Genomic DNA, 21,939 nt, shown 5'->3' on the forward strand with positions numbered 1-21,939 from the left:
TCCCGCAGCCCCGACCCTCAGTGCCCCGCGCCGAGATTCCCGGCGAGGCGGCCGTGCATCCGGGTGGAGGCGTCGTTCATGCCCGCGATCACGGCGCGGGTGCCGTGGCGCTCGTACTTGGTGGTGACGGCGTCCAGCGCGGCGACGGTCGAGGCGTCCCAGATGTGGGAGCCGGAGAGGTCGATCACGACGTGCGCAGGGTCCTCCGCGTAGGAGAACTGCGTGGTGAGGTCGTTGCTGGAGGCGAAGAACAGCTCGCCGGTGACCGTGTAGTGGGCCGTCGATCCGTCGGCCGAGAGGGTGCGCTCGACGGTGGCGAAGTGGGCGACCCGGCGGGCGAAGACGACCATGGCGGCCAGGACGCCGATGACGACTCCGATCGCCAGGTTGTGGGTGAGGACGACCACGACGACCGTGGCGATCATGACGACCGTCTCGCCCACGGGCATCCGCTTCAGGGTCGACGGGCGGATGCTGTGCCAGTCGAAGGTCGCCACCGAGACCATCACCATCACCGCGACCAGCGCGGCCATCGGGATGATCGCGACGAGGTCGCCGAGCGCGACGACGAGGATCAGGAGGAACACGCCGGCGAGGAAGGTCGAGATGCGGGTGCGGGCGCCGGACGCCTTCACGTTGATCATCGTCTGGCCGATCATCGCGCAGCCGCCCATGCCGCCGAACAGGCCGGAGAGCACGTTCGCGGCGCCCTGCCCGAGCGACTCGCGGGTCTTGCGGGAGGGGGTGTCGGTGATGTCGTCGACGAGCTTCGCGGTCATCAGCGACTCGAGGAGTCCGACGAGCGCCATCGCGACGGCGTACGGCGCGATGGTCGTGAAGGTCTCCCAGGTCAGCGGTACGTTCGGCAGGAACAGCTCGGGGAGGCTGCGGGGCAGCTCGCCCTGATCGCCCACGGTCGGCACGGCGACCGCCGTGACGACGACCGCCGCGGTGATGAGGACGATGGCGACGAGAGGCGCCGGAACGGCCTTGGTCAGGCGCGGCATCACCACCATGATCACGATGCCGACGGCGACCAGCGGGTAGACCAGCCAGGGCACGCCGATCAGGTTGGGGATCTGCGCCGAGAAGATCAGGATCGCCAGCGCGTTCACGAATCCGACCATCACGCTGCGGGGGATGAAGCGCATGAGCTTCGCCACTCCGAGCAGCCCGAGCACGATCTGGAGCACGCCCGCGAGGATCACCGTCGCGATGAAGTAGTCCATCCCGTAGTCGCGGGCGACGGGGGCGATCACCAGGGCGACGGCGCCGGTGGCGGCGGTGATCATCGCGGGGCGGCCGCCGAGGAACGCGATCGACACGGCCATCACGAACGACGAGAAGAGGCCGACCCGCGGATCCACGCCCGCGATGATCGAGAACGAGATCGCCTCGGGGATGAGCGCGAGCGCGACCACGAGGCCGGCGAGGACCTCGCGGGTCAGGATGCGGGGGGTGCGCAGCGCCGTCATCACGGTGGGCTCGGCGTGCGGGCGGGCAGGGGTCTTCGAGGCGAGGGCCATCGCGGCGGCTCCAGGGAGTGGGAGGGGTGCTCGACGAGGAGCGCGGAGGGCTGCGGCATCGGGTCGGCGGAAGCGGGCGGGGATGCCAAGCTTGCAGAGGCGTGTCAGCAGCACGTGCAACCCTACCCTCACGTAAGGGTAGATCTGAAGGGGTGAGCAGGATCGGCACCATGCACATCGGCGAGCTCGCCGAGCGGACCGGCCTCTCGCTCCGGACCCTGCGCCACTACGACGAGATCGGCCTCGTGAAGGCGTCCGGCCGCACCGAGGGCGGCTTCCGCCTCTACACGTCCACCGACTACGACCGCCTGATCCTCATCCGCCGCATGAAGCCGCTCGGCTTCTCGCTGGAGGAGATGGCCGCGCTGCTCCGCGTGATCGACACGCTCGAGGCCGAGGGCGACGACGCGCCGGCCGAGGTCCGCGCGCAGCTCGACGCCTTCGTCGCGCAGGCCCGCGAGCGCCGCGAGGCGCTGAGCGCCCAGCTCGCGATGGCCGACGAGTTCGTCGAGCTGCTCACCAGCCGCTGAGCCCGGCCGCCTGCGCGATCGATGCGTCGCGAACGGCTCCCACGCGGCTCCGATGACGACCTTTCGCGACGCATCGGATCCCCGGGAGCGCGGGAGAGCCGCTCAGGTCGCGCTCGCGTCGGGCAGCTGCTCCGGGCAGTCGCCGCCCGGCTCGGTGGCGAGCTCGAAGTGCCAGATCTCGTTCGCGTAGATCTGGCAGAGCCCGTAGTCGGTGTCGTGCTGCGCGAGCCAGCTGTCCGCGTCCGTGTAGCCGATGTCGACCGCGACGCCGGTGAGGTGGGCGGAGGAGGTGACGGATGCGACGCGGCCGCCGCGGCCTGACGGCGGCTCTCAGCCGCGCGGGCCGCGGGCCAGCAGGGCGTGCAGCAGCGGCAGCGCCGACGCGATCATCAGCACGGTCCCGAAGCCGCTGTCGTCCGGGCGCACGACGGCGCCCGCGATCAGCAGGCCCGCGAACAGCACGGCCGAGATCACGCGGCGGACGGTGCCCTCGAGCCGGTTCAGCCGGCGCTCGATGGTGGGGACGGTGACCGCGAGCTCGCCGTCGTCGAGGGTCGTGACGAGCTCGTCGAGCCGGCGCGGCAGGCGCCAGATCAGGCCGAGCGTGTCGACGGCCTGCTTGCCGACGTCCTGCACGACGGAGCCGCGCTCCTCGCGGATCAGCTGCTGCGCGTAGGGCTCGACCGAGTCCCACAGGTTGAAGGCCGGGTCGAGCGCGCTGCAGACGCCCGAGGTCAGCGACATCGCGCGGATGACGAGCAGGAAGTTCTCGGGGAGCTGGAACGGCAGCGCGCGCACGACGTCGCCGAACTGCACGGCGAAGTCGCGGAACTCGCGCGGATCCACCTCCCGCAGCTCGGCGAAGCCCATGCCGCCGAAGCGGGCGAAGAGCTGCGTGAGCGCCCGCTCCAGCTCGCGGGAGTCGGCCGAGGGGAGGAGGACGCCGACCGCGCGGGCCGCGTCGACGAGCCCCTTGCCGTCGCGGGAGGCGGCGGCGATCAGCATCCGGCGCAGGCCCGCGCGGGTGCTCGGCGGCACCTCGCCCATCATCCCGAAGTCGATGAAGGTGAGGCGCCAGGGCAGCTCGCCCCCGGGGGTCGGCGTGACGAAGACGTTGCCGGGGTGCGGATCCGCGTGGAAGTAGCCGTTGGTGAAGAGCTGGTCGAACATCACGGCCGCGAAGACCGGAGCGACCTCCCGCGGGTCGATCCCGGCGGCCAGCAGCGCGGCGTGGTCGGTGATCTTGATCGCGGTGATGTCCTCGAGCGTGAGCACCTTGCGGGTCGAGCGCTCCCAGACCACGTCCGGGACGGCCACCCGGGCGTCGCCCGCGAAGTCGGCGGCGAAGCGGACGGAGTTGGCCGCCTCCTGCAGGTAGTCGATCTCCTCGAGGCTGGTGACCGCGAACTCCTCGACGAGCGCCGGGGCGTCGACGCGGTCCGAGACCAGGCGCACGTGGCTGAGCCAGCCGCCGACGCGGCGCAGAGCCGCGAGGTCGACCTCGACGATCTGGTCGATCCCCGGCCGCTGCACCTTCATGATGGCCGCGGAGTAGCCGGTGTCCTCGGCGTCGACGGGGGAGAGCCGGGCGCGGTGGGCCTGCCCGAGAGAGGCGGCGGCGACGGGCGACTCGTCGACTCCGGCGTACGCGCGCTCGAGCGGCAGCCCGAGCTCGGACTCGGCCAGCGCCCGGATCCGCGGGAACGGGACGGGCGGGACCTCGTCCTGCAGCCCCTCCAGCTCGCGCGTGATCTCGGGCGGCAGCACGTCCAGGCGCGACGACATGAACTGGCCGACCTTGATCATCAAGCCGCCGAGGTCGACCGCGAGCACGTGGAAGCTGCGGGCGAAGCGGCGCATCCGGCCGGGCCGGGTGCGGAGCGCGACGCGCGTGAGCCCCACCCGCGGCAGGAGCAGGTCGAAGAACCAGGTGACCGCGAGATGCCACGCGGCGAAGCGGAGGATCCGGCGGTAGCGCCGCCGGTCCTCCCGCTCTCGGTGGCCCGGGGCGGCAGGACCCGGGCTGACCGAGGCCACCCGGGTCAGTCCTGCGCGAGGATCGCGTACAGGCGGCGGCGCACGTCCTCGAGTTCGGCGACGGCCTTGCGGATCTGCTCAGGGGTGCCCGAGCGTCCGACCTGGGCCGCGGCCTGGGCGAGCTCGAGGCCCGCCTTGGGCAGGGCGCCGAAGTCGACGTGGTCGGAGTCGTTCCACGGGGTCGAGGTGCCGTGCTCGGCGACCGTCGCGCGGCCGGCGTCGGTCAGCGTGTAGGTCTTGCGGCCGTTCTGCTCGTCGGCCGTGATGAGTCCCTCGTCCGCGAGGAGCTGGAGGGTCGGGTAGACCGAGCCGGGGCTCGGCTTCCAGTCGCCTCCGCTGCGCTCCTCGATCTCGCGGATGATCTGGTAGCCGTGCATGGGCTGCTCGGCGAGGAGCGCGAGCACCGCGGTGCGCACGTCCCCGCGGCCGACCCGGGAGCCGACGCGCTTCTCCATGCGGGAGCGGGCCTGCTCCATCGCGCGCCAGATGCTCTCGATGGGCGTGCCGGTGCCGAACGCGCCGGTCGATGACGATCCGTTCATGATGACCTCCTGTTTCTCCGAACGATACTCAGCGATATGGGTGGCGACTGTGAACGACTGCCGCGTCGGCTCAGAGCTTCGCGAGCTTCGCCCGGGCGACGAGGAACAGCCCGTACATGACCAGTCCCGCGCTGACGAGGGTCAGGGCGATCGTGCCGTACGGAGGGACGTCGAGGAAGCGGATGGCCCCGTCGAGCCCGGTCGCCTGGCGGGCGTCGCCGGTCAGCGCCGCGACCACGAAGATCCCGCCGGCGAGGCCCAGAGCGAGCCCCTTCGTGATGTAGCCGGTCGCGCCGAGGATCAGCACGGCCGTCCCCGTCGGGCCCTCGGGGATGCGGACGAGCTTGCGGAAGCCGCGCCGGATCCCGATCGCGACGAAGCCGATCCCGCTGCCCAGCACGATCCCGCCGACGATCACGAGGATCACGACACCGATGGTGCTCGTCAGCAGCTCGGTGTTGATGCGGCGGATCGTGGCCGACGAGCTCGTCGAGCCGCCGAGCGCGAAGACGAGCGTGGTGCCCGCGAGGGTGAGCGAGGCGAAGCCCTTGCCGGATTCGACGATCCGGCGGCCCAGGCGGGCGGGGAGGCCCGGCGCGGAGGAGCGCCCGCCGAGGGAGAGCTGCCACAGTCCGAGCGCGACCAGTCCGACCAGCGCGGCCCAGACCACCACGAGGCCGACGGGGGAGTCGGCCATGCGCCCGATCGCTCCGGACGCGTCCGCCTCCCGCGAGGTCTCGTCGCTGACCGCGACGCGCAGGGCGAGGCCGCCGATCAGGAGGTGGATCAGTCCGTTCACGGCGAAGCCCGTGCGCGCGAGGCGCCGGAAGCGCCGGGTCCGGACTCCGGCGCGCGGCGACGGCACGCTCGCAGTGGACATCGCGCAACCCTCTCATCCCCGGCGGCTCCGGCGCCTCCTGACCCGCCGACGCGCGCGTGGCAACCCTCTCCCCGGCCGGGTGCCCGAGTCGTGGGATGGAGGTGCGGCGCGATTCGCACCGCAGCAGGACGAGAGAAGGAACCCCATGCGTGCACGCCGACGTCGCGCGGGCGGTCGCCGAGGGCCGAGGCGGGGCGGACGTCCCGGACCGGTCCCGGGCAGGGGAGGGCGGCGACGATGACCGGAGCGACGCTCCTCGTCCGCCGCCCGTCGAGCCCGGCCTCGCGGGTGCTGGTGCTCCACGCGACGGCGGTCGAGCTGGAGCTGCTGGTGGCCGCGCTGCTCGGACTCGCCGAGGCGACGCCGTGCCTCGACGTGCGGGTGGCGGCGAGGTCGCGGGCGGCGGTCCTGCTGGCGACCGTCGATCCGGAGGCGGTGCTGCCGCTGGCCGAGGCGCGGCGGGTCCGCGTCGGGCTCCGCCGCGAGCGCGAGGAGCTGGAGCGCGGCGGGATCGGGTGCCGGCACGTCGTCGAGGCGCGGGTCGGCGGTCGGTAGCTCCGGAGCGGGCCCGATCGGCCGCCGGCCTGGTGACGAAGTCCTGACGGAGGTCGTCCACCGCCGACGTGCGCCGCGCCGTCACGCCCTCGTCAGCAGCAGCCGCAGGCCTCGGAGTCCTCGCTCGTCAGCGCGGAGATCGGCGTCGTGCAGGACTCGCCGCGCCAGGCCTCCAGGCCCTCGCGGACGGCGACCGCGGCGATCACGAGGCCGGCGACGGGGTCGGCCCACGTCCATCCGAGCGTGCTGTTCAGCAGCAGGCCCACCAGGACGGCGGCGGAGAGGTACGAGCAGAGGAGCGTCTGCTTCGAGTCCGCGACGGCCGAGGCCGAGCCGAGCTCGCGGCCGGTCCGGCGCTCGAGCAGGGAGAACGCGGGCATCACCAGCAGGCTGACGGCGGCCAGCACGATGCCGACGGGGGAGTGCTGGGCCTCCGAGAATCCGAGCAGCGCCCGGACCGAGTCGACGGCGACGAACGCGGCCAGGCCGAGGAACGAGACGGCGATCACCCGCAGCGCGGTGCGCTCGCGCGCCTCCGGATCGCGGCCCGAGAACTGCCAGGCGACGGCCGCGGCGGAGAGCACCTCCACCACGGAGTCGAGGCCGAAGGCGACGAGCGCGGTGGACGAGGCGACCGTCCCGGCGGCGAGGGCCACGATCCCCTCCACCACGTTGTAGGCGATCGTCGCGCCGACGATCCAGCGGATGCGCCTCTGCAGCACGCGGCGGCGGGCGGGGAGGAGCGGAGCGCGCAGGGCGGTCATGCGCAGCGGCAGTCGTCGCCGGAGCAGCAGTCCGGATCGACGACCAGGGCCAGGCGGAGCAGGTGGTCGAGCGCCCCGGCGATCCGGGTCTCGGCCAGCCGGTACCAGGTGTACCGGCCGTCCTTCACGGCCTCGACCAGCCCGCATCCGCGCAGGCACGCGAGCTGATTCGACATCACCTGCCGCGAGACCCCGAGCGCGTCCGCGAGGTCGGAGGGGACGGCCGGAGCCTCGCGCAGCGCGAGCAGGATCCGGGACCGCGTCTCGTCGGCCAGGGCGGATCCGAGGCGCGCGAGAGCAGCGGAGTGGGTGAGGGTCGCGGTGGCGGGCACGGGAGCGACGGTACACGCGATGCTGTATCGAGCGCGAGGGCGGTGGTCTCTCCTCGAACGTGCGAGCCCCCCTCCTGCTCCCCCCGTCGGGTGGGCGGACGGGCCGCACTGCCGCGGATCCCCGGGGCCGGCCTCCACGGCGCGCCCCGAGCGGCCCGCGCGCCGTGCCAGGATCCCCTTGATCACGGCGCCCGTCCGCCGCTCCGCCGCTCGGTCTCCTGGAAGTGCCACGGACCCGCCTTGCTCGATGCCACGACCCTCCGCGTCGCCTTCGGGGTCACCGCCCTCACCCTCTTCCTGCTGTTCGCGCTGGTCACCTACCGGTCGACGCGCTCGTCCTTCAGCTTCTGGTGGTGCACGGCGCTCGCGCTGTTCATGGGCGGCTCGCTCGCCTACCTCCGCGACGGCACGGCCGACCAGGTGTGGGCGAATCTGCTCGGGAACGGGCTCATCGTGGCCGGCGCCGCCGCGGTCTGGGCGGCGAGCCGCTCCCTCCGCGGCCGACCGACGCCGTGGTGGCTGGTGGTCGCTCCGACCGTGGTGGTGACGGGCGTGTCCAGCCTCGACTCTCCCGCCGTCAACGACTGGTCGGGAGGGCTGCTCTACCTCGCCTCGATGGCGCTCCTCATCGGCCTGTCGACCCGCGAGATCACGCTGCTCGGCGCCGGGCGCTCGCGCACGCGCTGGCCGCTGCTGCTGAGCTCCGGCGCCCTCTCCCTCTACTACGCGCTCCGGTTCGCCGTGTTCCTGGCCGCGGGGCTGCGCAGCGAGCTGTTCGCGACCTGGTTCGGGACCCCGACCACCACGCTGATCACGCTGGTGCTGCTGGTCGTGGTGTCGTTCAGCATGGCGTCACTCAGCGGCGAGCAGGTCGCGCAGATGCTCACCGCCGGCGCCGCCCGCTCGCGGCAGGAGCTCGCCGACGGCGAGAGGGTGCAGCGGCGGCTCGAGCCCCGCTCGGTCCCGGACCTCCCGGGCTACGACGTCGCCGGCGCCTGCGTGCCCAGCGGGACGGTGAGCGGCGACTTCTTCGACTGGCGCTGCACGCCCGACGGGCTCGCCGTCACCGTCGCCGACGTGATGGGCAAGGGCGTCGGCGCCGCGATGATCGCCGCCACGGTCCGCGCCGCCCTGCGCGTCACCCCTCCCGCCCTCGGCCCGGCGGCGACGATGGCGCTCATCGACCGGGTCGTCGAGCCGGACCTGTCGGCGAACGACGCGTTCGTCACGCTCCTCCACCTGCGGCTCAGCGCCTCGACCGGCGACATCGCCCTCGTCGACGCCGGGCACGGACTCGGGATCGTCTGCCGCGCCGACGGCTCGCGCGAGCGCATCCCCTCCGCCCATCTGCCGCTCGGCCTCCTCGGCACGCAGGAGTGGGAGCCGACCGGCCTCCGGCTCCACCCCGGCGACCTGCTGCTGATCTGCAGCGACGGCGTGCTGGACCTCTTCGACGGCTCCCTCGCCGCCCTCGACCGGGTGGCCGACGCGGCCGTCGCCGCCCCCGCGACCGCCGCCGACGCGGTCGCCGGCGTCACCCGCCTGGCGGCCGAGGGGCTGCTGGCGGACGACGTAACCGTGGTCGCGATCCGGCGGACCTCGGGGAGCTGACCCGGCCTCAGCCCCGCCCCGCCTGCAGCCGGAGCCCGGCCAGCAGCAGGTCGAGGCCGGAGCGGAACACGTCGAGGTCGTCGTGCGTCGCCATGACGTCGGCCGCGTGGTGGCCGAAGGGGAACTCCTCCGGATCGAGGGCGCGCCAGCGGTCGGCCAGGTGCTCGAGGAACTCGCCCCTCTCCATCCCGCTCTCGAGGAACTCGCGGGGCGGCGGCTGCGCCAGGTCGGCCGCGACTCCGACGACGTAGCTGACGATGGACGACACGGCGTGGAACCGCTGCCGGGGCGTCAGGTCGAGAGCCATGAGCTGCTGCCCGAGGCGCTCGTACATCGCCATCGAGTTGGGCTGCACCCCGGTCGTGCGGAGCATGTAGAGGCCGAACCAGGGTCGGCGGACGCACTCGTCGAAGAGGGCCAGTGCGACGGCGCGGACGTTGTCGATCGGGTCCGGCCCGTGGGTGAGCGGCTCGCTGTCTGCGAGGACCCGACCCATGACCTCGTCGGTCGCCCGCTCCAGCAGCTCGTCGCGGCTGCCGACGTACCAGTAGATGCTCGCCACGCCGCCGCCGAGTCGGGCCGCGAGCGCGCGGAACGTGAGGGCCGACTCCCCGGACTCGTCGAGGATCGCGATCGCCTCGGCCAGCACGGTGTCGAGCGAGTGCGACGCTCGGCGGCGGCCCCGGGCGGGGGAGGGCGCGGCAGCGGTCTCCGTCGGGCGATCTGCAGGCATGGCTTGCATCTTACCGAACGGCGTTCCATACTATCGAACGCCGTACGAGAGTCGAACGGCGTTCGATAGGAAGGCGCCTCGATGTCCGCTCCGACGACCACCTCCGCCGAGTCCCGCGCTCACACCTCCCTCCGCTCCGCGGCACTCCCGCTCGCCGCTCTCTGCCTCGCGTTCTTCGTCGAGATGGTCGACAACACGCTGCTCTCGATCGCCCTCCCGACGATCGGACGCTCACTCGACGGGTCGACCGCCGGACTGCAGTGGGTGACCGGTGCCTACTCCCTGACCTTCGGCGGGCTGCTGCTGACAGCCGGGTCCGCCGCCGACCGGTTCGGCCGCCGCCGCGTGCTCCTCACCGGCCTCGCCGCGTTCGGGCTGATCAGCCTCGCCGTCGTCCTCGTCACCGACATCGGCCAGCTGATCGCCCTCCGCGCGGCGCTCGGCTGCGCCGCGGCCGCCATGGCGCCCGTCACGATGTCGCTGGTGTTCCGGCTCTTCGACGACGAGAGGCTCCGCATGCGGTCGATCACGATCGTGATGATCGTCGGGATGTCCGGCATGGTCCTCGGCCCCCTCCTCGGCGGCTCGATCCTCAGCACCGTCAGCTGGCAGTGGCTGCTCGTCGTCAACGCCCCGATCGCGCTGCTGGTCTGGATCGGCGTGCGCCTCGGAGTCCCCGCGGACCAGCGCGCCGACCTCACCTCCGGTCGCCTCGACCTGCCGGGGACCGCCCTCACCGTCGCCGCGGTGGGGCTCGGCTGCTACACACTCACCAGCGGAGTCGAGAACGGCTGGCTGTCGCTCCTCACGATCGCCTGCGCCGCGGGCACCGTCGCCGCCGTCGCGGGATTCGTCGTCCGCGAGCGCCGCGCCGTCTCGCCCATGATCGACCTCGCGATCTTCCGCGCCGGCCCCGCGCGGGGAGCGGCGCTCACGCAGCTCGGCGCCTCGGTCGCCTTCGCGAGCGTCCTGTTCGGCCTGATCCTGCACTTCCAGTACGCCTACGGCTGGAGCCCGGTGCGCGCCGGCCTCGCGAACCTGCCCGTCATCGTCACGATGCTCGCCGCCACTCCGGTCACCGAGCGCCTCGCCGCGAAGCTGGGGCACCGCGCGGCCTGCCTGATCGGCACCGGGCTCCTGGTCGGCGCGCTGCTCGGGATGTCCTGGGCGGTGGACCGGGGCTACCTCGCGATCGCCGTGATGATGGTCGTGATGACGGTGGGCCTGCGGACGATCATGACCATCTGCGCCGTCGCCCTCGTCGAGGCGATGCCCGCGAACCGCACCTCGATCGGTGCGGCGCTCAACGACACGGCCCAGGAGATCGGCACCAGCATCGGCACGGCCGTCGTCGGCACGCTGATCGCCGCACTGGTGGCGACCACCCTCCCGGCGGGCGCGTGGAGCGCGGACCTCGTCCGGAGCTTCTTCGCGGGTGAGCGGGTCGCTTTCCTGGTCGTGGCGGTCCTCGTCGGCGTGATCGCGACGATCGGCTCGCTGTCCCTCAGCGACTCCCGCTCCACCGAGGAGCCGGCGGCGGCCTAGTCCATCGGGTCGCGCCGGGCGTCCTCGAGGTCGGCGATGTCCGTGTACTCGAGGAAGTCCAGCGGCGGGATGTCCGTCATCTCCTCGCTCCACGAGGGACGGGCCGGCTGCATGCGGCGCGTCTCGAGCTCGATGTGGGCGATGACCTCCGCGTCGTCCGGCTCCTCCACCTCGCTGCTGTCGATCGGCAGCGACCAGAGCTGGCTCGCCGGCCCGATCAGCAGGTGGGCGTAGGCGCGGCCGCCGCCCTCGGTCAGGACAGGCACCGAGACGACGTCCGACTTGTTGACGTCCGCGAGGGCCCGGGCGTATCGGAGGACCGCCTTGCAGGTCAGGTCGCCGACGAGGAGGTGGCCGCTGGAGTAGTGCAGTTTCCGCATGCGTCCAGCCTCCGCGCGCCGCCCGCGGGGCCTCAAGAGGGTTGCCCTGGGAAGGCGGTGCCCCTAATGGGCCGGGAGGTCCCGCCCGATCGGGATCACCGCTCGGGGCGCCCGGCGCTCTCGCGGAGCTCGCGGCCGTCGGCGACGTCCTCGGCGTGCTTCTCCGCCTTCTTCTCGCTCTGCCGGGTGTCGCGGGGCGGCAGCTGGATGTGCTCCTCGGCTTCGATGCCCGCCTGCAGCTGGCGGCCGCGCTCGAGCTCGGCGTCGAACTCGGCCCCGAAGAGCAGGGCGAGGTTCGTGATCCAGAGCCAGAGGAGGAAGACGATCACGCCGCCGAGCGCGCCGTAGGTCTTGTTGTAGTTGCTGAAGTTGGCGACGTAGAACGCGAAGCCGGCCGAGGCCAGCGCCCAGACGACGAGGGCGAGGATCGAGCCCATGCTGGTCCAGCGGAACTTCGGCTGCCGCACGTTCGGCGACCAGTGGTAGAGGACCGCGACGATGACGACCATGATCGCGATCAGCACCGGCCACTTGGCGATGCTCCACACGGTCAGGGCGACCTCGCCGAGGCCGACGGCGTCGCCGATGGTCTGCGCGACGGGTCCGCTGAGCACGAGGATCAGCCCGGCGATCACGAGCAGGAGGACCGTCACGAGGGTGACGGCGAGCATCGTGGGGCGCAGCTTCCAGATCGGGCGGCCCTCGTCGATCTCGTAGACGCGGTTCATCCCGCGCCCGAAGGCGCCGACGTAGCCGGAGGCGGACCAGAGGGCGCCGAGGACACCGGTGACGAAGGCCAGTCCGGCGGCGGGGGCCGAGGTGAGCTCCTGCAGGGGGCCGCGGACCGTGTCGAGGACGTCGGCGGAGACGAAACCGCCGAGCAGGTCGAGGACCGTCGAGGTCGTGGTCTCGGCCTGGCCGAAGAGGCCGAGGATCGAGACGATCGCGAGCAGCCCGGGGAACAGCGCGAGGACGGCGTAGTAGGTGAGGCCGGCCGCGATGTCGGTGCACTGGTCGGCGCCGAATTCACGGAGCGTCTTCTTGAGGACGTAGCCCCAGGAGCGCTTGGTGACCTCGGTCGGTCCGTCGGGCTTGCGGGAGTCGTCGGGGTCGGGCGCGGTGCGGTCGCGCTCGGTGCTGGTCTGGGCCACGGTCGTCCTCCATCTCGAGCGTCTGCGGATCGTCGGGGACGGAAGGACCGCCTGCGATCGCTCCGAGCCCCGACGACGCCGTGCTCGCCACCGACCGTAGGAGCGCCGGACGCTCAGGGCAGGACGGTTGACAGCCGCCCGTCGAGTCCGGTGGGGGAGGTGTCCCGCGGTGGCGCCCGCGCTCAGAGCTGCGCGAGCAGCCTCTCGCACGCCTGCTCGCAGCGGCGGCAGGCCTCGGCGCAGATCCGGCAGTGCTCGTGCATTTCGGCGTGCTGCTCGCAGTCGTCGGCGCAGGCGCGGCAGGCCAGGAGGCAGGCCTCGACGAGGGCGCGGACGGCCGCGGATCCGACGACGCCGCGGCGCGAGAGCACGGCGCCGGTCGCGGCGCACACGTCGGCGCAGGCGAGGTCGGTGCGGATGCAGTGGACCAGCTCGGCGACCGACTCCTCGCCGAGGCACGCGTCGGCGCAGGCGGTGCAGGTGAGTGCGCAGGCGCCGCACGCGTCGATGCACTCGGCCAGGACCTCCGGATCGACGCCGCGCAGCTCCTCGGGGTGGCTCCGGATCATGTCGCTCGTGCTGCTCATGGCGCGTCCTCTCGTCGTGACCCCGGCGGGTCGATCGGTCCGGGCGACGCTACGGGCCCGCCCGCCGCCGGGCGAGGGCCTGGCCAGGCACCGCGGCCGGTGGTAGCCGGGCGGTCGTGAGTGGCGAGCTGGAGGTGCGATCGGGCCAGACACAGCCCTTGCGTCGCCAATGGGGAATTTTGGAGATCTGCACCATAGCGACGGGGCACTCCCTGGCCAAGACACCCTCAGCCCGAGGACCGGCGACCGAGGCTCACGCCGAATGGGCTGAAACCTTCGGATCAGCAGCCGATATACGAATCTCGACTGTCACGAGACACAGCCAGATTCGCGTAGCTCTCTGCGAAAGCGGCGTCATCTCGCGAGTCACTGGCGGCGAGCATCGCGGTGAATGAGGCCAGAGCCGAGTCGAAGTTCGCTGCGAGGAGGTCTGCTTCCGCCTCGCAGACGTCGAGACGCGAGTCCGCCTCGTCCAGGGCGTCCCGCAGGTCGTCCACTTGAGCTGCGTAATTCGTCGCCGCCTCAGACGCTCGTGCGAGTTCCTGTTGCTGTGTGACGACTGTCACTGCGACCGCGACAGCGGCAAGGACGGCGACTATCACAGCACCGATGAGTGCCACCCAGAAGGAGGCGGGGCGATTGTGGCGTGGCGGACTCGCGACTGTCATGCATGAATACTACCTGCGCGCAGAAATCACCGTGTTCAACGCGTCCACTTGCTCGAGTAGGCATTGATGACCATTTTGATCGCCCCTCGGGTGAGGCGAAACGGATCGACCCGGGAGTTTCGGGAGAAGCGGCGCAGGCTCTCAGATCCTGCTTGCCGCCAAGTACCTTCAGGTCTTCAAGAGTCGATGTCCTCGTCAAGAATCCACGTCCTCGTCAGTGGGATTCTCGATCGAGTGGTTTCGGGCAAGCGCTCGTAGACCATGAACAAACGATCAAGAAGGTCCTCTGAGTCCCAGACGCGGATCGTTAGGCGATCGGTGCGAATGGCGGTGCGCGCCTGACGATTCAGACCGCCCCAGGCTACGAGCAGACCCTGATCAGCCTTGTTCGAAGCCATCGCTCCCTGGAGGCCTCGTACAACAGGCGCACCTATCTGACCTGCTTCAGATTTGACCTCGACGATGAGGGTCGGAGAATCCAGACCGAGCGGACCGCGTCCGGCGATGATGTCTACCCCGAAATCGGGCCCCTCGGGTGACACATCACAGGTGTAGCCCTCGGCCCTCAGGAGATCGCCGACAAGGTGGCTCAGCTTGTGGCCGCCGAAGTTCTCGATGAGGTGAGTCCTCACCCTGTCGCGGATTGCCTGAAGAGTGGGAACGCTTCGAGGGTCCGTTACGTCCTCGACCGTGCTTCGCCTTTCGTCCATTCCAGCGGAAACCGCGGAGCTCTGGGGAGCGCTGATCGGTCCGGAGCCCGGATCCACCCCTGTCTGCATCACGCTTCGCAATCTTGCCTCTGCATTGTTCTTCGTTGCGCGGAAAATGGTCATTGCGCCATTCACCGTGTTGAGAAGATCGTCCTTGAGGGAACCGCGGGAGATTTCCGAATTTCTCCATTCGACCCCGATGGTATGGCGGCGTGTCGGATCAGGCTCGTCGGCATCGAAGCTGTAGCCGCGAGTGCACACCCCGATCGCGATTCGCTTCGTCGACTTCAGTGGAGTCACAACGATGTCGCCCGGCTCGATGAGGGTCCGGAGGGCGAGTAATTGACCGGTGTAGTTCGCGAGCCGACCCGGCTGCGAGTCCCTTGGGAACCCCGCTTCCACTGATGCGGCGATCTGGCCCCGTAAAGTGAGGTGGGAAAGGTCCTCGACCTCGTGGAACCCGCCTCCTGCGATCGACTTCTCGAGGGTCCAGGAGTCGCGTTCGCCACTCGCCCCGGCTCGAACTACCCACGCTGTCATTCGAGACTCCCTGCGCTGCTGATCGTGACGCTGTTATTGAGACGGAGTAGCAAAAAGGGCTGCTCGGCCGACGACCCGAACCATTATCGACGGTAGTTCTGCCTCACCGCTACTTTCCGCCCGGCGGCCGAGGTCGCTTCGGGGGGCGGCCGGTAGGCGATCTCGCGGTGTGGTCCGAGACGACTGCGGCCCGCGCAGGAGCCGGAGGGATAGAGAGACGGTGTGCCTATCAGGAGAGGGGGCGGCCTGGCCAGGCACCGCGGCCGGTGATAGCCGGGCCGTCAGCCCCTCACGACGAAGGCGTCGTGGATCAGGTTGCCCCCGGTCGCCGCCGGATTCCGTGTGCTGCCGCGGGTGATCGTGACGGTGTGGGTGCCGGCGGGCAGGGTCCCGCTGGTCCAGACGGTCTGGGCGGAGCGGGTGGTGGCGCTGTAGCGGTCGACCGAGGCCACGAGGACGCCGTCGAGGCGGACCTCGTCGATCCCGGACGTGCTGGACCGGCGGCTCACCCACGAGACTCCGGTGCCGGTGAAGCGGAGGGTGGCGGAGGCGCCCCCTGTCGACGAGAAGGAGACGCCTCCGCCGCTGTCCGCGGAGGAGGAGGTCGTGGACCAGGTGCCCGTGACGGCGACGGCCGGCGAGCCGTTCTGGTGGGTGCCGGCCCCGACGGCGGCGAGCGGAGTCGCGGTGGCGGTCGGCGTCGAGGTCGGCGCGGCGGTGGCGGTCGGCGTGGGCGTGGCCGTCGGCACCGGAGTGGCGGCCCTCTTCGCGAGCACGATGGACGCCGTCGCTCCCTTCAGCCCGCTCGGCCGGAACGTGATCGTCGTCGCGGTGCTCGTCCTGCTCGTCACGCTCAGGGCGGCGCTCGAGGACACCGTGCCCGCGGTCGGCCGCGCGAGCGTCACGGTGAGCGCGCTCGTCGAGACCTGCGTCGGGTCGACGGTCGAGACGGTCACCGTGTCCGCGTCCTCCCGGATCGAGACCAGTCCGGCGCCGGTGATGCTCGCGACCCGGGTGCCTCCGACGAGGACGGGGCTCGTGGTCCCGGCCTTCCACGACACGGCGCTCACGGTGCCGGTCGAGCGGTCGCGGGCGGCGCTCAGCTGGGGTGTGTTGCTGAGCACGGTCACGTCCGGGTCCGCCGCGTACGCGGCGGTCGCCGCCTCGGAGGCGCCGGGGAGGACCGTGTACGCGTAGGAGGCGCCGGTCGGGTTCGTGCCGTGGCTCGTCGTGAGGGAGTAGTAGTGGCCGGTCACCGGCGCCGTCGGACCGGCGGCGCTCACGGCGCTCCAGGCTCCGGTGCGGGTCCGTCCCTGCGCGGTCAGGGCGATCGGCGACGGGAAGACGTAGCCCACCGACTCCGCGGAGCCGGTGATCGAGGCCCAGCGGGCGGTGCTCGTGGCGGTCGCCTCCGCACCGCGGAGGACGCCGTCGACGCGGAGCCTCGCATCGGGAGCGACGTCGCGGCGGTCGTCGATCACCGTCTCCGCGCGCCGGCGCGCCCCGTCCCAGCCGGTCCCGGACATGTCGGTCGCCGTGATCCCGGAGCCGAGCGCGAGGATCTCGTCGTCGAAGGTGAACCAGGCCTTCTTCGCGACCAGGCTCACCGACGCCGCGTCGAAGTCGAGCGCCGCGATCCCCGTCCGCCGCGACGGGCTCTCGAGGCTCCCGGTGAAGGTCGTCGTCGGGCGGGACGACGCGCCCTCGCCCGCGCTCCGGACGATCGTGTCCTCGGTGGTGCCGGGCATCCGGTACGGGTTCGCCGTGGCCCAGTAGCCGTCGTCGTACTGGCGCCCGCTGCCCAGGTGGAGCGAGGTCGCGCCGTCGCCGGTGTACCAGCCGCTGCGGTTCTCGCCGTTGAGCGACTCGTAGCGCGCGATCCGCGTGCTCGACAGGCCGACGGCGAAGCCCGAGGTCGCCGTGGTCCGCGTGAAGCGGTCCATCCCGGCGAAGGCCCGGACGCCCGAGCCGATCGGGGTCGCGGTCAGGCCCGTGTCGGCGAGGACGAGCCGCGCGCGCACGACGTCGCTGACGGACCCGGCCGTCTCGATGCTCACGGGGCTGCCGGAGTTGCAGGCCAGCCAGCTCTTCGCCAGCGCGTTCGTCCGTGTCCTGGCCGAGGGAGGGGCGCTGTCGGCGAGGCGCAGCACCGCCGCCTGCAGCTGGACGCCGACGTCGCCGTCCTCCGACTCCGCCCGCGCCGTCTCGCGGCCGCGGACCGTCGACATCACGGCGCCGCACCAGGTGACGGGGGCGAAGGAGGAGGCGAGCCGGTCGTACACGCCGAGCCCCTCCGGGCTCGTGATCTCCCAGCGGGAGCCGTCGAGCAGCGCGTAGAGGTCGTCGAGGGTGTCGAGCATCGAGAGCCCGTACCCGCCGCTGTAGGCGAAGACGCTGTGCTGCACGAAGGAGCCGTCGGCGTGGAAGCCGTCGCCGGACGCCACCGTCCGCAGCGCCGGGTCGATGCCGGCGGCCGCCTCCGCGATCTTCGCCGGCTGCTTCAGCAGCACCGCCCGCCCGGCGATGACCGCCGCCGTCCAGACGCGGTTGGCGCCGGTCCGGGTGACGGTGTCGGCGAAGCGCGTCGAGGCCGACAGGTAGGCCTGCACCTGCGCCGCCGAGAGGTCGGGGTAGAGGAGGGCGGTGATGCTGTTCAGCTCGAGCGGGATGCCGATCTGCTGCTCCCACCAGCGGGAGGTGCCGGTGGTGGAGCGGTTGTAGCGGTTCGCCGAGAGCCAGTCGGCGGTCGTGACGACGTCGCGGAGGAGCGCCGGGTCGCCGCTGAGGGCGGTGCCGGGGGTCTTCAGCGCGGTCGCGAGGACGGTGACCCGCTTGTAGGCGGCCCACACCTCCACCGCCGAGGTGCCCGTGACCAGGTCGGGCCAGGGCTCGCCGCCGTCGGTCTCGAGCGTCGACCAGTAGCCCTCGGCCTCGGCGACGAGGCGGCCCTTCGCCGCGGCGAGGCCGCCGACGCTCCCGCTTCCCGGGATGGTGCCCGTCAGATCGGCGACGAGGGCGAGGCGCATCGCGTCGTACTCGTCACCCGCCGAGTCGACGGCGGACGCTGTCGGCGCGGCGGCGAGCGGGAGGATCAGGGCGGTCACGAGCAGGAGCGCCGCAGCGAGCGGGCTCCCGCGCCGGGGCGCGTCGGATCGAGAGGGTCGGTTCGTCTCCGCGCGCGATCGGCGGAGGGGACGCGGCTGGGTGGGCACGGGCGCTCCTGAGGCGACGCCCACGAGCCTGCGGGCTTCGGGTGCTCGCGGGTCGCCGGGGGAGCGTCGGGTGAAGAGTAGGGGTCCGCTCCGTCCGGCGGCAAGAGGCGGAGGCGAGGACGGCCGGGATCGGCCACCGCCGACGCTCCCGACCGCGCGATCTGCGACAGCCGTACCCCGTGAGGGGTACAGAGGCGCCTAAGGTCCCCCACCCGTCAAGCGGGGCGATACGGTCGGAGGTGCGTGTGCGCTCCGGGGAGTCCCGGCGCGGCGCGCAGGGGGAAGGGGGCACGGATGATCGAGGCCGAGCAGGATCCGCGGCTGGTGGCGCTCGAGGCGCTCGAGATGATGGGGTCGGCTCCGGAGGAGCGCTTCGACCGGATCACACGGATGGCCGAGGAGCTGTTCCGCGTGCCCGTGGCCGAGATCCACTTCCTCGACGACACCACGCTGTTCACGAAGTCCCCGCAGCGTCCGGACGCCGTGCTCGCCTACCCGCGCGCCGGCACCTTCTGCGACGCGACGCTCGAGAAGCGCACCACCTTCGTCGTGCCGGACCTCGGCGCCGACGAGGCGTGGGCCGGGCACGAGCACGTCGCGGGGTACCCGCACGTCCGCTTCTACGCCGGGCGGCCGCTGTCGGTCGAGGGCGACCTGCAGCTGGGCACCCTCTGCCTCATCGACTTCGTGCCCCGGAGCCTCACCCCGGACGAGCGGCAGCTGCTCGAGGAGTTCGGCGAGTGGGTCGAGCGGGAGCTGCGCGACACGGCGGAGCGCGACCGCGCCGCCGACATGCAGACGCAGATGGCTCCCTCCTCCCTCCACCACCCCGCCGGCTACGAGCTCTCGGGGCTCTCGCTGCCGCGGTGGACGATCACCGGCGACTTCTACAGCTGGCGCGGCGACGACGAGACGGTCGACCTGACCCTCGTGGACGTGATGGGCAAGGGGACGGCGGCGGCGATCGTGGCCGCGTCGATCCGCTCCGCGTTCCGGGCGCGCCTGGGCGGCGACCCCGACGCGGTCGTCAGCGCGGTGAGCGCCCAGCTGCACGACGACTTCACGGCCACCGAGACCTTCGCGACCCTCTTCCACGGGCGCCTCGACACCGCGTCCGGCCGGATCGACTTCGTCGACGCGGGCCACGGGCTCACCGTCCTCCTCCGCGCCGACGGCTCGTTCCAGCGGCTCGCGGCACTGGGCCTCCCGCTGGGCATCGCGGAGGACGGCGGCTGGATCACCCAGACCGTGGAGCTCGCGGTCGGCGACTCGCTCCTGGCCTTCACCGACGGCGTCCTCGACCTCTACGACGGGACCCTGCAGTCCCTGGCGCGCGCGGTCGACCTCGCCCGCGACTCCGCCGACACCGCCGAGTTCCTGCAGGCGCTGAGGGCGCTCGCCGCCTCCGGCTCCGCGTCCGACGACATCACCGCCCTCGTGCTGACCCGCACGGGCGCCGACCGCTCCGCCGAGAAGGACCCCGCATGACGTTCACGACCGAGACGATCGCCCCCGACATCGCCGTGCTGCGGGGGGAGGGGCGGCTCAACGCGGCCTCGGCTCCGGAGCTGCGCTCGGCCGTCCGCCGGGCGATCGACGAGGGCAGCCCCCGCATCGTCGTCGAGCTCAGCGCGGTGACGTTCATGGACTCCTCCGGCCTCGGCGCCCTGGTCGGCGCTCTCAAGACCGCGCGGCAGGCGGGCGGCGACCTGCGGATCGCGGCGCCCAGCGAGCAGGTCGTGATGGTGCTGCAGCTGTCCAATCTGGACCGGGTGCTCACCCTCTTCGACACGGCCGGCGACGCGTACCGTGACTGAGCGCAGCGTCGGGTTCCGCACGCCCCCGGACGACACCGAGGTCGTCCACGAGATGCTCGCCGGGCTCTGGGGCGAGCGGCCGGACCTGCCGGCCCGCGACCGCATGGCCGTCGAGACGGCGCTGGTCGAGCTGGTCGACAACGTCATCCAGCACGCGACGTCGACGACGACGATCGTCTGCCGCCTCGTCGTGCGCGTCGAGGGAGACGCGATCCACGCGGAGCTGGTCGACACGGCCGATCCGCCGGACATCGGCACGGGGCCGCGGGAGATGCCGGACGTCTTCGCGGAGTCGGGCCGCGGGCTCGCTCTCATCCAGGCTCTGACGACCACGTTCGAGCACGAGCGCTCGGAGGGGCGCAACGTCTGGACCCTGACCCGGGCGCTGGACTCCTAGCGACTGGCGCGGATCAGCGGATCGTGTGCGCGGTGATGACCGCGGCGGCACGCGCCAGGTCGTCCGCCATGCCGTTCAGCCCGGGGGAGGCCTTCAGCACCTCCGCGCTGACCTCGTCGTAGCGCTCGTCCACCTGCGCGAGCAGCTGCTCCCCGGAGGCGGTGAGGCGCAGGAGGACGCTGCGGCGGTCCTGCGGGTTGGCGAGCCGGTCGACGTGGCCGGCGGTCGCCAGCCGGTCGAGGAGCGCGGTCACGGCGCCCGTCGAGAGGGAGAGCTCGAGGCCCAGCCACTTCGGCGTGAGGTCGGGCGACTCGCCGAGCACCTCGAGCGCGGTGAGCTCCGAGATGCCCACGCCCACGCCCGCGGCGATGCTCGCGCGGAGGTGCCGCTGCGCGTTCTCGAGCAGGCGGAGCGACTGCCGCAGCTGCACGGCGGGCGCGTCCTGGTCGACGTCGCGCGGGGTCGGTCTCTCGGTGGTCATTCGTCCTTCTCGGGGTAGGGCTGGGGTCATCGTACGGGTCGCCCTCGGGCGTCCCGGCCTGTCACCCGGACAGGGGGTGAAAGAACGATTGCAATGTATCTTGGTCGTCAAGTAACTTAGCGGTCAATCGAGTTCGGCGGACCACCAGCCGGACCCTCCCCCTTCAGCATCAGCCCGCCCCACCCGATCAGGAGTCCTGCCATGTCGACCCACACCGCCAAGTCCAAGCGCGTCCGCTTCGCTCCCCTCGCCATCGCGACGAGCATCGCCGCCGCCGCTCTCCTCTCCGTCTCGATGTCCGGCACCCTGTCCGGCTTCGTCGCGAGCATCTCCAACACCGGCAACACCGCCGCCTCCGGCTCGCTCGTCATGGAGGAGAAGTCGACCGGCGCCAGCCCCATCACCTGCCTCAGCACCGACGGCGGCTCGATCAGCACCAACACCGCGACCTGCGCGACCATCAACAAGTTCGGCGGATCGACCACGATGGTCCCCGGCCAGACCGTCACCACCGCGATCACGCTGAAGAACACCGGCACCGTCAACGCCAACACCTTCACGCTGACCCCCGGCGCCACCTGCTCGCAGAGCAACAACGTCGCGGCCGGCGCCTCCGGCTCCGCCACCGACTTCTGCGGCAAGCTCAACGTCGTGATCACCTCCGGCGGGACCACCGTCTTCACCGGCACCGCCGCGACCCTCGCCGGCTCGGCCGTCAAGACCCTCAACACCGCCCCGGTCACCCCCGGCACCTCCACCCCCTTCTCCATCGCCGTGACCCTCGACTCGTCGGCCACCAACGCCTACCAGGGCCTGTCCGCCTCGCTCCCGCTCACCTGGACCTTCGCGAGCTGATCCCCTCTCCACCCGGCCCGGAGCGCCCCCGCGCGACGGGCCGGGGGAGGAGCGTCCCGCAGCGCTCCTCCTGCACCGCCCCCGAG

General features: G+C 72.0%; 22 protein-coding genes. 8 read left to right on the forward strand and 14 right to left on the reverse strand.

Annotated features, from left to right (window positions below; translation table 11 throughout):
• Nucleotides 1-17 precede the first annotated feature (17 nt).
• The gene (locus tag C5C50_RS13665) at nucleotides 18-1,526 is read right to left on the reverse strand and encodes a SulP family inorganic anion transporter (RefSeq protein ID WP_104224295.1); all 1,509 of its coding nucleotides are present in this window, start codon (nucleotides 1,524-1,526) and stop codon (nucleotides 18-20) included.
• Nucleotides 1,527-1,696: 170 nt separating this feature from the next.
• On the opposite strand from C5C50_RS13665, the gene C5C50_RS13670 reads away from it, so the two are divergent.
• Nucleotides 1,697-2,056: a MerR family DNA-binding transcriptional regulator gene (locus C5C50_RS13670; RefSeq protein ID WP_104227142.1), complete on the forward strand. Its 360-nt coding sequence runs from the start codon at nucleotides 1,697-1,699 to the stop codon at nucleotides 2,054-2,056.
• A 330-nt stretch (nucleotides 2,057-2,386) separates the two neighbouring features.
• Here the strand turns inward: C5C50_RS13670 and C5C50_RS13680 are convergent, their stop codons facing one another.
• From C5C50_RS13680 to C5C50_RS13690, 3 genes are all read right to left on the reverse strand, one after another.
• Complete coding sequence (locus tag C5C50_RS13680; RefSeq protein WP_104273685.1) at nucleotides 2,387-4,093, reverse strand: AarF/ABC1/UbiB kinase family protein; 1,707 nt, start codon at nucleotides 4,091-4,093, stop codon at nucleotides 2,387-2,389.
• A gap of 5 nt (nucleotides 4,094-4,098) precedes the next feature.
• Nucleotides 4,099-4,635 (reverse strand): PadR family transcriptional regulator, encoded by a 537-nt coding sequence (locus C5C50_RS13685; protein ID WP_104224292.1) that lies wholly within the window; start codon nucleotides 4,633-4,635, stop codon nucleotides 4,099-4,101.
• 70 nt (nucleotides 4,636-4,705) lie between these two features.
• Nucleotides 4,706-5,515 carry a DUF1206 domain-containing protein gene (locus tag C5C50_RS13690; RefSeq protein WP_104273686.1) on the reverse strand — a complete coding sequence of 270 codons (810 nt, stop codon included), beginning with the start codon at nucleotides 5,513-5,515 and terminating at the stop codon, nucleotides 4,706-4,708.
• Nucleotides 5,516-5,752: 237 nt separating this feature from the next.
• Here C5C50_RS13690 and C5C50_RS13695 point away from each other — a divergent pair, with 237 nt between their 5' ends.
• On the forward strand, nucleotides 5,753-6,070 hold the full coding sequence (locus tag C5C50_RS13695; RefSeq protein ID WP_104273687.1) for a hypothetical protein: 318 nt from the start codon (nucleotides 5,753-5,755) through the stop codon (nucleotides 6,068-6,070).
• A gap of 92 nt (nucleotides 6,071-6,162) precedes the next feature.
• Here C5C50_RS13695 and C5C50_RS13700 read toward each other — a convergent pair whose 3' ends face one another.
• On the reverse strand, nucleotides 6,163-6,834 hold the full coding sequence (locus tag C5C50_RS13700; protein WP_104273688.1) for a cation diffusion facilitator family transporter: 672 nt from the start codon (nucleotides 6,832-6,834) through the stop codon (nucleotides 6,163-6,165).
• Nucleotides 6,831-7,166: a helix-turn-helix transcriptional regulator gene (locus C5C50_RS13705; protein ID WP_104234042.1), complete on the reverse strand. Its 336-nt coding sequence runs from the start codon at nucleotides 7,164-7,166 to the stop codon at nucleotides 6,831-6,833. The genes C5C50_RS13700 and C5C50_RS13705 overlap by 4 nt, the downstream gene beginning before the upstream one ends.
• 240 nt (nucleotides 7,167-7,406) lie before the next feature.
• Here C5C50_RS13705 and C5C50_RS13710 point away from each other — a divergent pair, with 240 nt between their 5' ends.
• The gene (locus C5C50_RS13710; RefSeq protein ID WP_104273689.1) at nucleotides 7,407-8,777 is read left to right on the forward strand and encodes a PP2C family protein-serine/threonine phosphatase; all 1,371 of its coding nucleotides are present in this window, start codon (nucleotides 7,407-7,409) and stop codon (nucleotides 8,775-8,777) included.
• Between the two features lie 7 nt (nucleotides 8,778-8,784).
• Here C5C50_RS13710 and C5C50_RS13715 read toward each other — a convergent pair whose 3' ends face one another.
• Nucleotides 8,785-9,510, reverse strand: coding sequence for a TetR/AcrR family transcriptional regulator (locus tag C5C50_RS13715; protein WP_219812210.1), 726 nt, complete (start codon nucleotides 9,508-9,510; stop codon nucleotides 8,785-8,787).
• Nucleotides 9,511-9,591: 81 nt separating this feature from the next.
• On the opposite strand from C5C50_RS13715, the gene C5C50_RS13720 reads away from it, so the two are divergent.
• Nucleotides 9,592-11,055: an MFS transporter gene (locus tag C5C50_RS13720; protein ID WP_104227133.1), complete on the forward strand. Its 1,464-nt coding sequence runs from the start codon at nucleotides 9,592-9,594 to the stop codon at nucleotides 11,053-11,055.
• Here C5C50_RS13720 and C5C50_RS13725 read toward each other — a convergent pair.
• From C5C50_RS13725 to C5C50_RS13750, 6 genes are all read right to left on the reverse strand, one after another.
• Complete coding sequence (locus tag C5C50_RS13725) at nucleotides 11,052-11,435, reverse strand: hypothetical protein (protein ID WP_104227132.1); 384 nt, start codon at nucleotides 11,433-11,435, stop codon at nucleotides 11,052-11,054. The two genes, C5C50_RS13720 and C5C50_RS13725, sit on opposite strands and share 4 nt — an antisense overlap.
• A 95-nt stretch (nucleotides 11,436-11,530) precedes the next feature.
• Nucleotides 11,531-12,586 (reverse strand): YihY/virulence factor BrkB family protein, encoded by a 1,056-nt coding sequence (locus C5C50_RS13730; protein ID WP_104261203.1) that lies wholly within the window; start codon nucleotides 12,584-12,586, stop codon nucleotides 11,531-11,533.
• A gap of 182 nt (nucleotides 12,587-12,768) precedes the next feature.
• Nucleotides 12,769-13,173, reverse strand: coding sequence for a four-helix bundle copper-binding protein (locus tag C5C50_RS13735; protein ID WP_104227130.1), 405 nt, complete (start codon nucleotides 13,171-13,173; stop codon nucleotides 12,769-12,771).
• Between the two features lie 281 nt (nucleotides 13,174-13,454).
• Nucleotides 13,455-13,841, reverse strand: a complete 387-nt coding sequence (locus C5C50_RS16725) for a hypothetical protein (protein ID WP_146081551.1) — start codon at nucleotides 13,839-13,841, stop codon at nucleotides 13,455-13,457.
• A gap of 176 nt (nucleotides 13,842-14,017) precedes the next feature.
• The gene (locus C5C50_RS13745) at nucleotides 14,018-15,091 is read right to left on the reverse strand and encodes a restriction endonuclease (RefSeq protein ID WP_258065958.1); all 1,074 of its coding nucleotides are present in this window, start codon (nucleotides 15,089-15,091) and stop codon (nucleotides 14,018-14,020) included.
• A 281-nt stretch (nucleotides 15,092-15,372) separates the two neighbouring features.
• Entirely contained in the window at nucleotides 15,373-18,195 is a 2,823-nt protein-coding gene (locus C5C50_RS13750; protein ID WP_146084608.1) for a polysaccharide lyase 8 family protein, read from the reverse strand.
• A 402-nt stretch (nucleotides 18,196-18,597) separates the two neighbouring features.
• On the opposite strand from C5C50_RS13750, the gene C5C50_RS13755 reads away from it, so the two are divergent.
• Genes C5C50_RS13755 through C5C50_RS13765 form a run of 3 tightly spaced genes read left to right on the forward strand, consistent with a single transcriptional unit; the run spans nucleotide 18,598 to nucleotide 20,517 of the window.
• Nucleotides 18,598-19,791 (forward strand): PP2C family protein-serine/threonine phosphatase, encoded by a 1,194-nt coding sequence (locus C5C50_RS13755; RefSeq protein ID WP_104224280.1) that lies wholly within the window; start codon nucleotides 18,598-18,600, stop codon nucleotides 19,789-19,791.
• Nucleotides 19,788-20,120: an STAS domain-containing protein gene (locus tag C5C50_RS13760; RefSeq protein WP_104224279.1), complete on the forward strand. Its 333-nt coding sequence runs from the start codon at nucleotides 19,788-19,790 to the stop codon at nucleotides 20,118-20,120. The genes C5C50_RS13755 and C5C50_RS13760 overlap by 4 nt, the downstream gene beginning before the upstream one ends.
• Nucleotides 20,113-20,517 carry an ATP-binding protein gene (locus C5C50_RS13765; RefSeq protein ID WP_104227126.1) on the forward strand — a complete coding sequence of 135 codons (405 nt, stop codon included), beginning with the start codon at nucleotides 20,113-20,115 and terminating at the stop codon, nucleotides 20,515-20,517. Before C5C50_RS13760 ends, C5C50_RS13765 begins: the two co-directional genes overlap by 8 nt.
• A gap of 13 nt (nucleotides 20,518-20,530) precedes the next feature.
• Here the strand turns inward: C5C50_RS13765 and C5C50_RS13770 are convergent, their stop codons facing one another.
• Entirely contained in the window at nucleotides 20,531-20,998 is a 468-nt protein-coding gene (locus tag C5C50_RS13770) for a MarR family transcriptional regulator (protein WP_104224277.1), read from the reverse strand.
• A 201-nt stretch (nucleotides 20,999-21,199) separates the two neighbouring features.
• On the opposite strand from C5C50_RS13770, the gene C5C50_RS13775 reads away from it, so the two are divergent.
• Nucleotides 21,200-21,853: a hypothetical protein gene (locus C5C50_RS13775; protein WP_104224276.1), complete on the forward strand. Its 654-nt coding sequence runs from the start codon at nucleotides 21,200-21,202 to the stop codon at nucleotides 21,851-21,853.
• Nucleotides 21,854-21,939 lie beyond the last annotated feature (86 nt).

The organism is Rathayibacter sp. AY1D9, assembly GCF_002932395.1.
Classification (GTDB): domain Bacteria; phylum Actinomycetota; class Actinomycetes; order Actinomycetales; family Microbacteriaceae; genus Rathayibacter.

Coding starts and splice junctions, on each gene's coding strand:
- C5C50_RS13715 (WP_219812210.1), bottom strand. CDS start 9,510: ATGCCTGCAGATCGCCCGACGGAGACCGCTGCCGCGCCCTCCCCCGCC.
- C5C50_RS13720 (WP_104227133.1), top strand. CDS start 9,592: ATGTCCGCTCCGACGACCACCTCCGCCGAGTCCCGCGCTCACACCTCC.
- C5C50_RS13755 (WP_104224280.1), top strand. CDS start 18,598: ATGATCGAGGCCGAGCAGGATCCGCGGCTGGTGGCGCTCGAGGCGCTC.
- C5C50_RS13745 (WP_258065958.1), bottom strand. CDS start 15,091: ATGACAGCGTGGGTAGTTCGAGCCGGGGCGAGTGGCGAACGCGACTCC.
- C5C50_RS13760 (WP_104224279.1), top strand. CDS start 19,788: ATGACGTTCACGACCGAGACGATCGCCCCCGACATCGCCGTGCTGCGG.
- C5C50_RS13695 (WP_104273687.1), top strand. CDS start 5,753: ATGACCGGAGCGACGCTCCTCGTCCGCCGCCCGTCGAGCCCGGCCTCG.
- C5C50_RS13700 (WP_104273688.1), bottom strand. CDS start 6,834: ATGACCGCCCTGCGCGCTCCGCTCCTCCCCGCCCGCCGCCGCGTGCTG.
- C5C50_RS13665 (WP_104224295.1), bottom strand. CDS start 1,526: ATGGCCCTCGCCTCGAAGACCCCTGCCCGCCCGCACGCCGAGCCCACC.
- C5C50_RS13670 (WP_104227142.1), top strand. CDS start 1,697: ATGCACATCGGCGAGCTCGCCGAGCGGACCGGCCTCTCGCTCCGGACC.
- C5C50_RS13735 (WP_104227130.1), bottom strand. CDS start 13,173: ATGAGCAGCACGAGCGACATGATCCGGAGCCACCCCGAGGAGCTGCGC.
- C5C50_RS13725 (WP_104227132.1), bottom strand. CDS start 11,435: ATGCGGAAACTGCACTACTCCAGCGGCCACCTCCTCGTCGGCGACCTG.
- C5C50_RS13770 (WP_104224277.1), bottom strand. CDS start 20,998: ATGACCACCGAGAGACCGACCCCGCGCGACGTCGACCAGGACGCGCCC.
- C5C50_RS16725 (WP_146081551.1), bottom strand. CDS start 13,841: ATGACAGTCGCGAGTCCGCCACGCCACAATCGCCCCGCCTCCTTCTGG.
- C5C50_RS13690 (WP_104273686.1), bottom strand. CDS start 5,515: ATGTCCACTGCGAGCGTGCCGTCGCCGCGCGCCGGAGTCCGGACCCGG.
- C5C50_RS13685 (WP_104224292.1), bottom strand. CDS start 4,635: ATGAACGGATCGTCATCGACCGGCGCGTTCGGCACCGGCACGCCCATC.
- C5C50_RS13775 (WP_104224276.1), top strand. CDS start 21,200: ATGTCGACCCACACCGCCAAGTCCAAGCGCGTCCGCTTCGCTCCCCTC.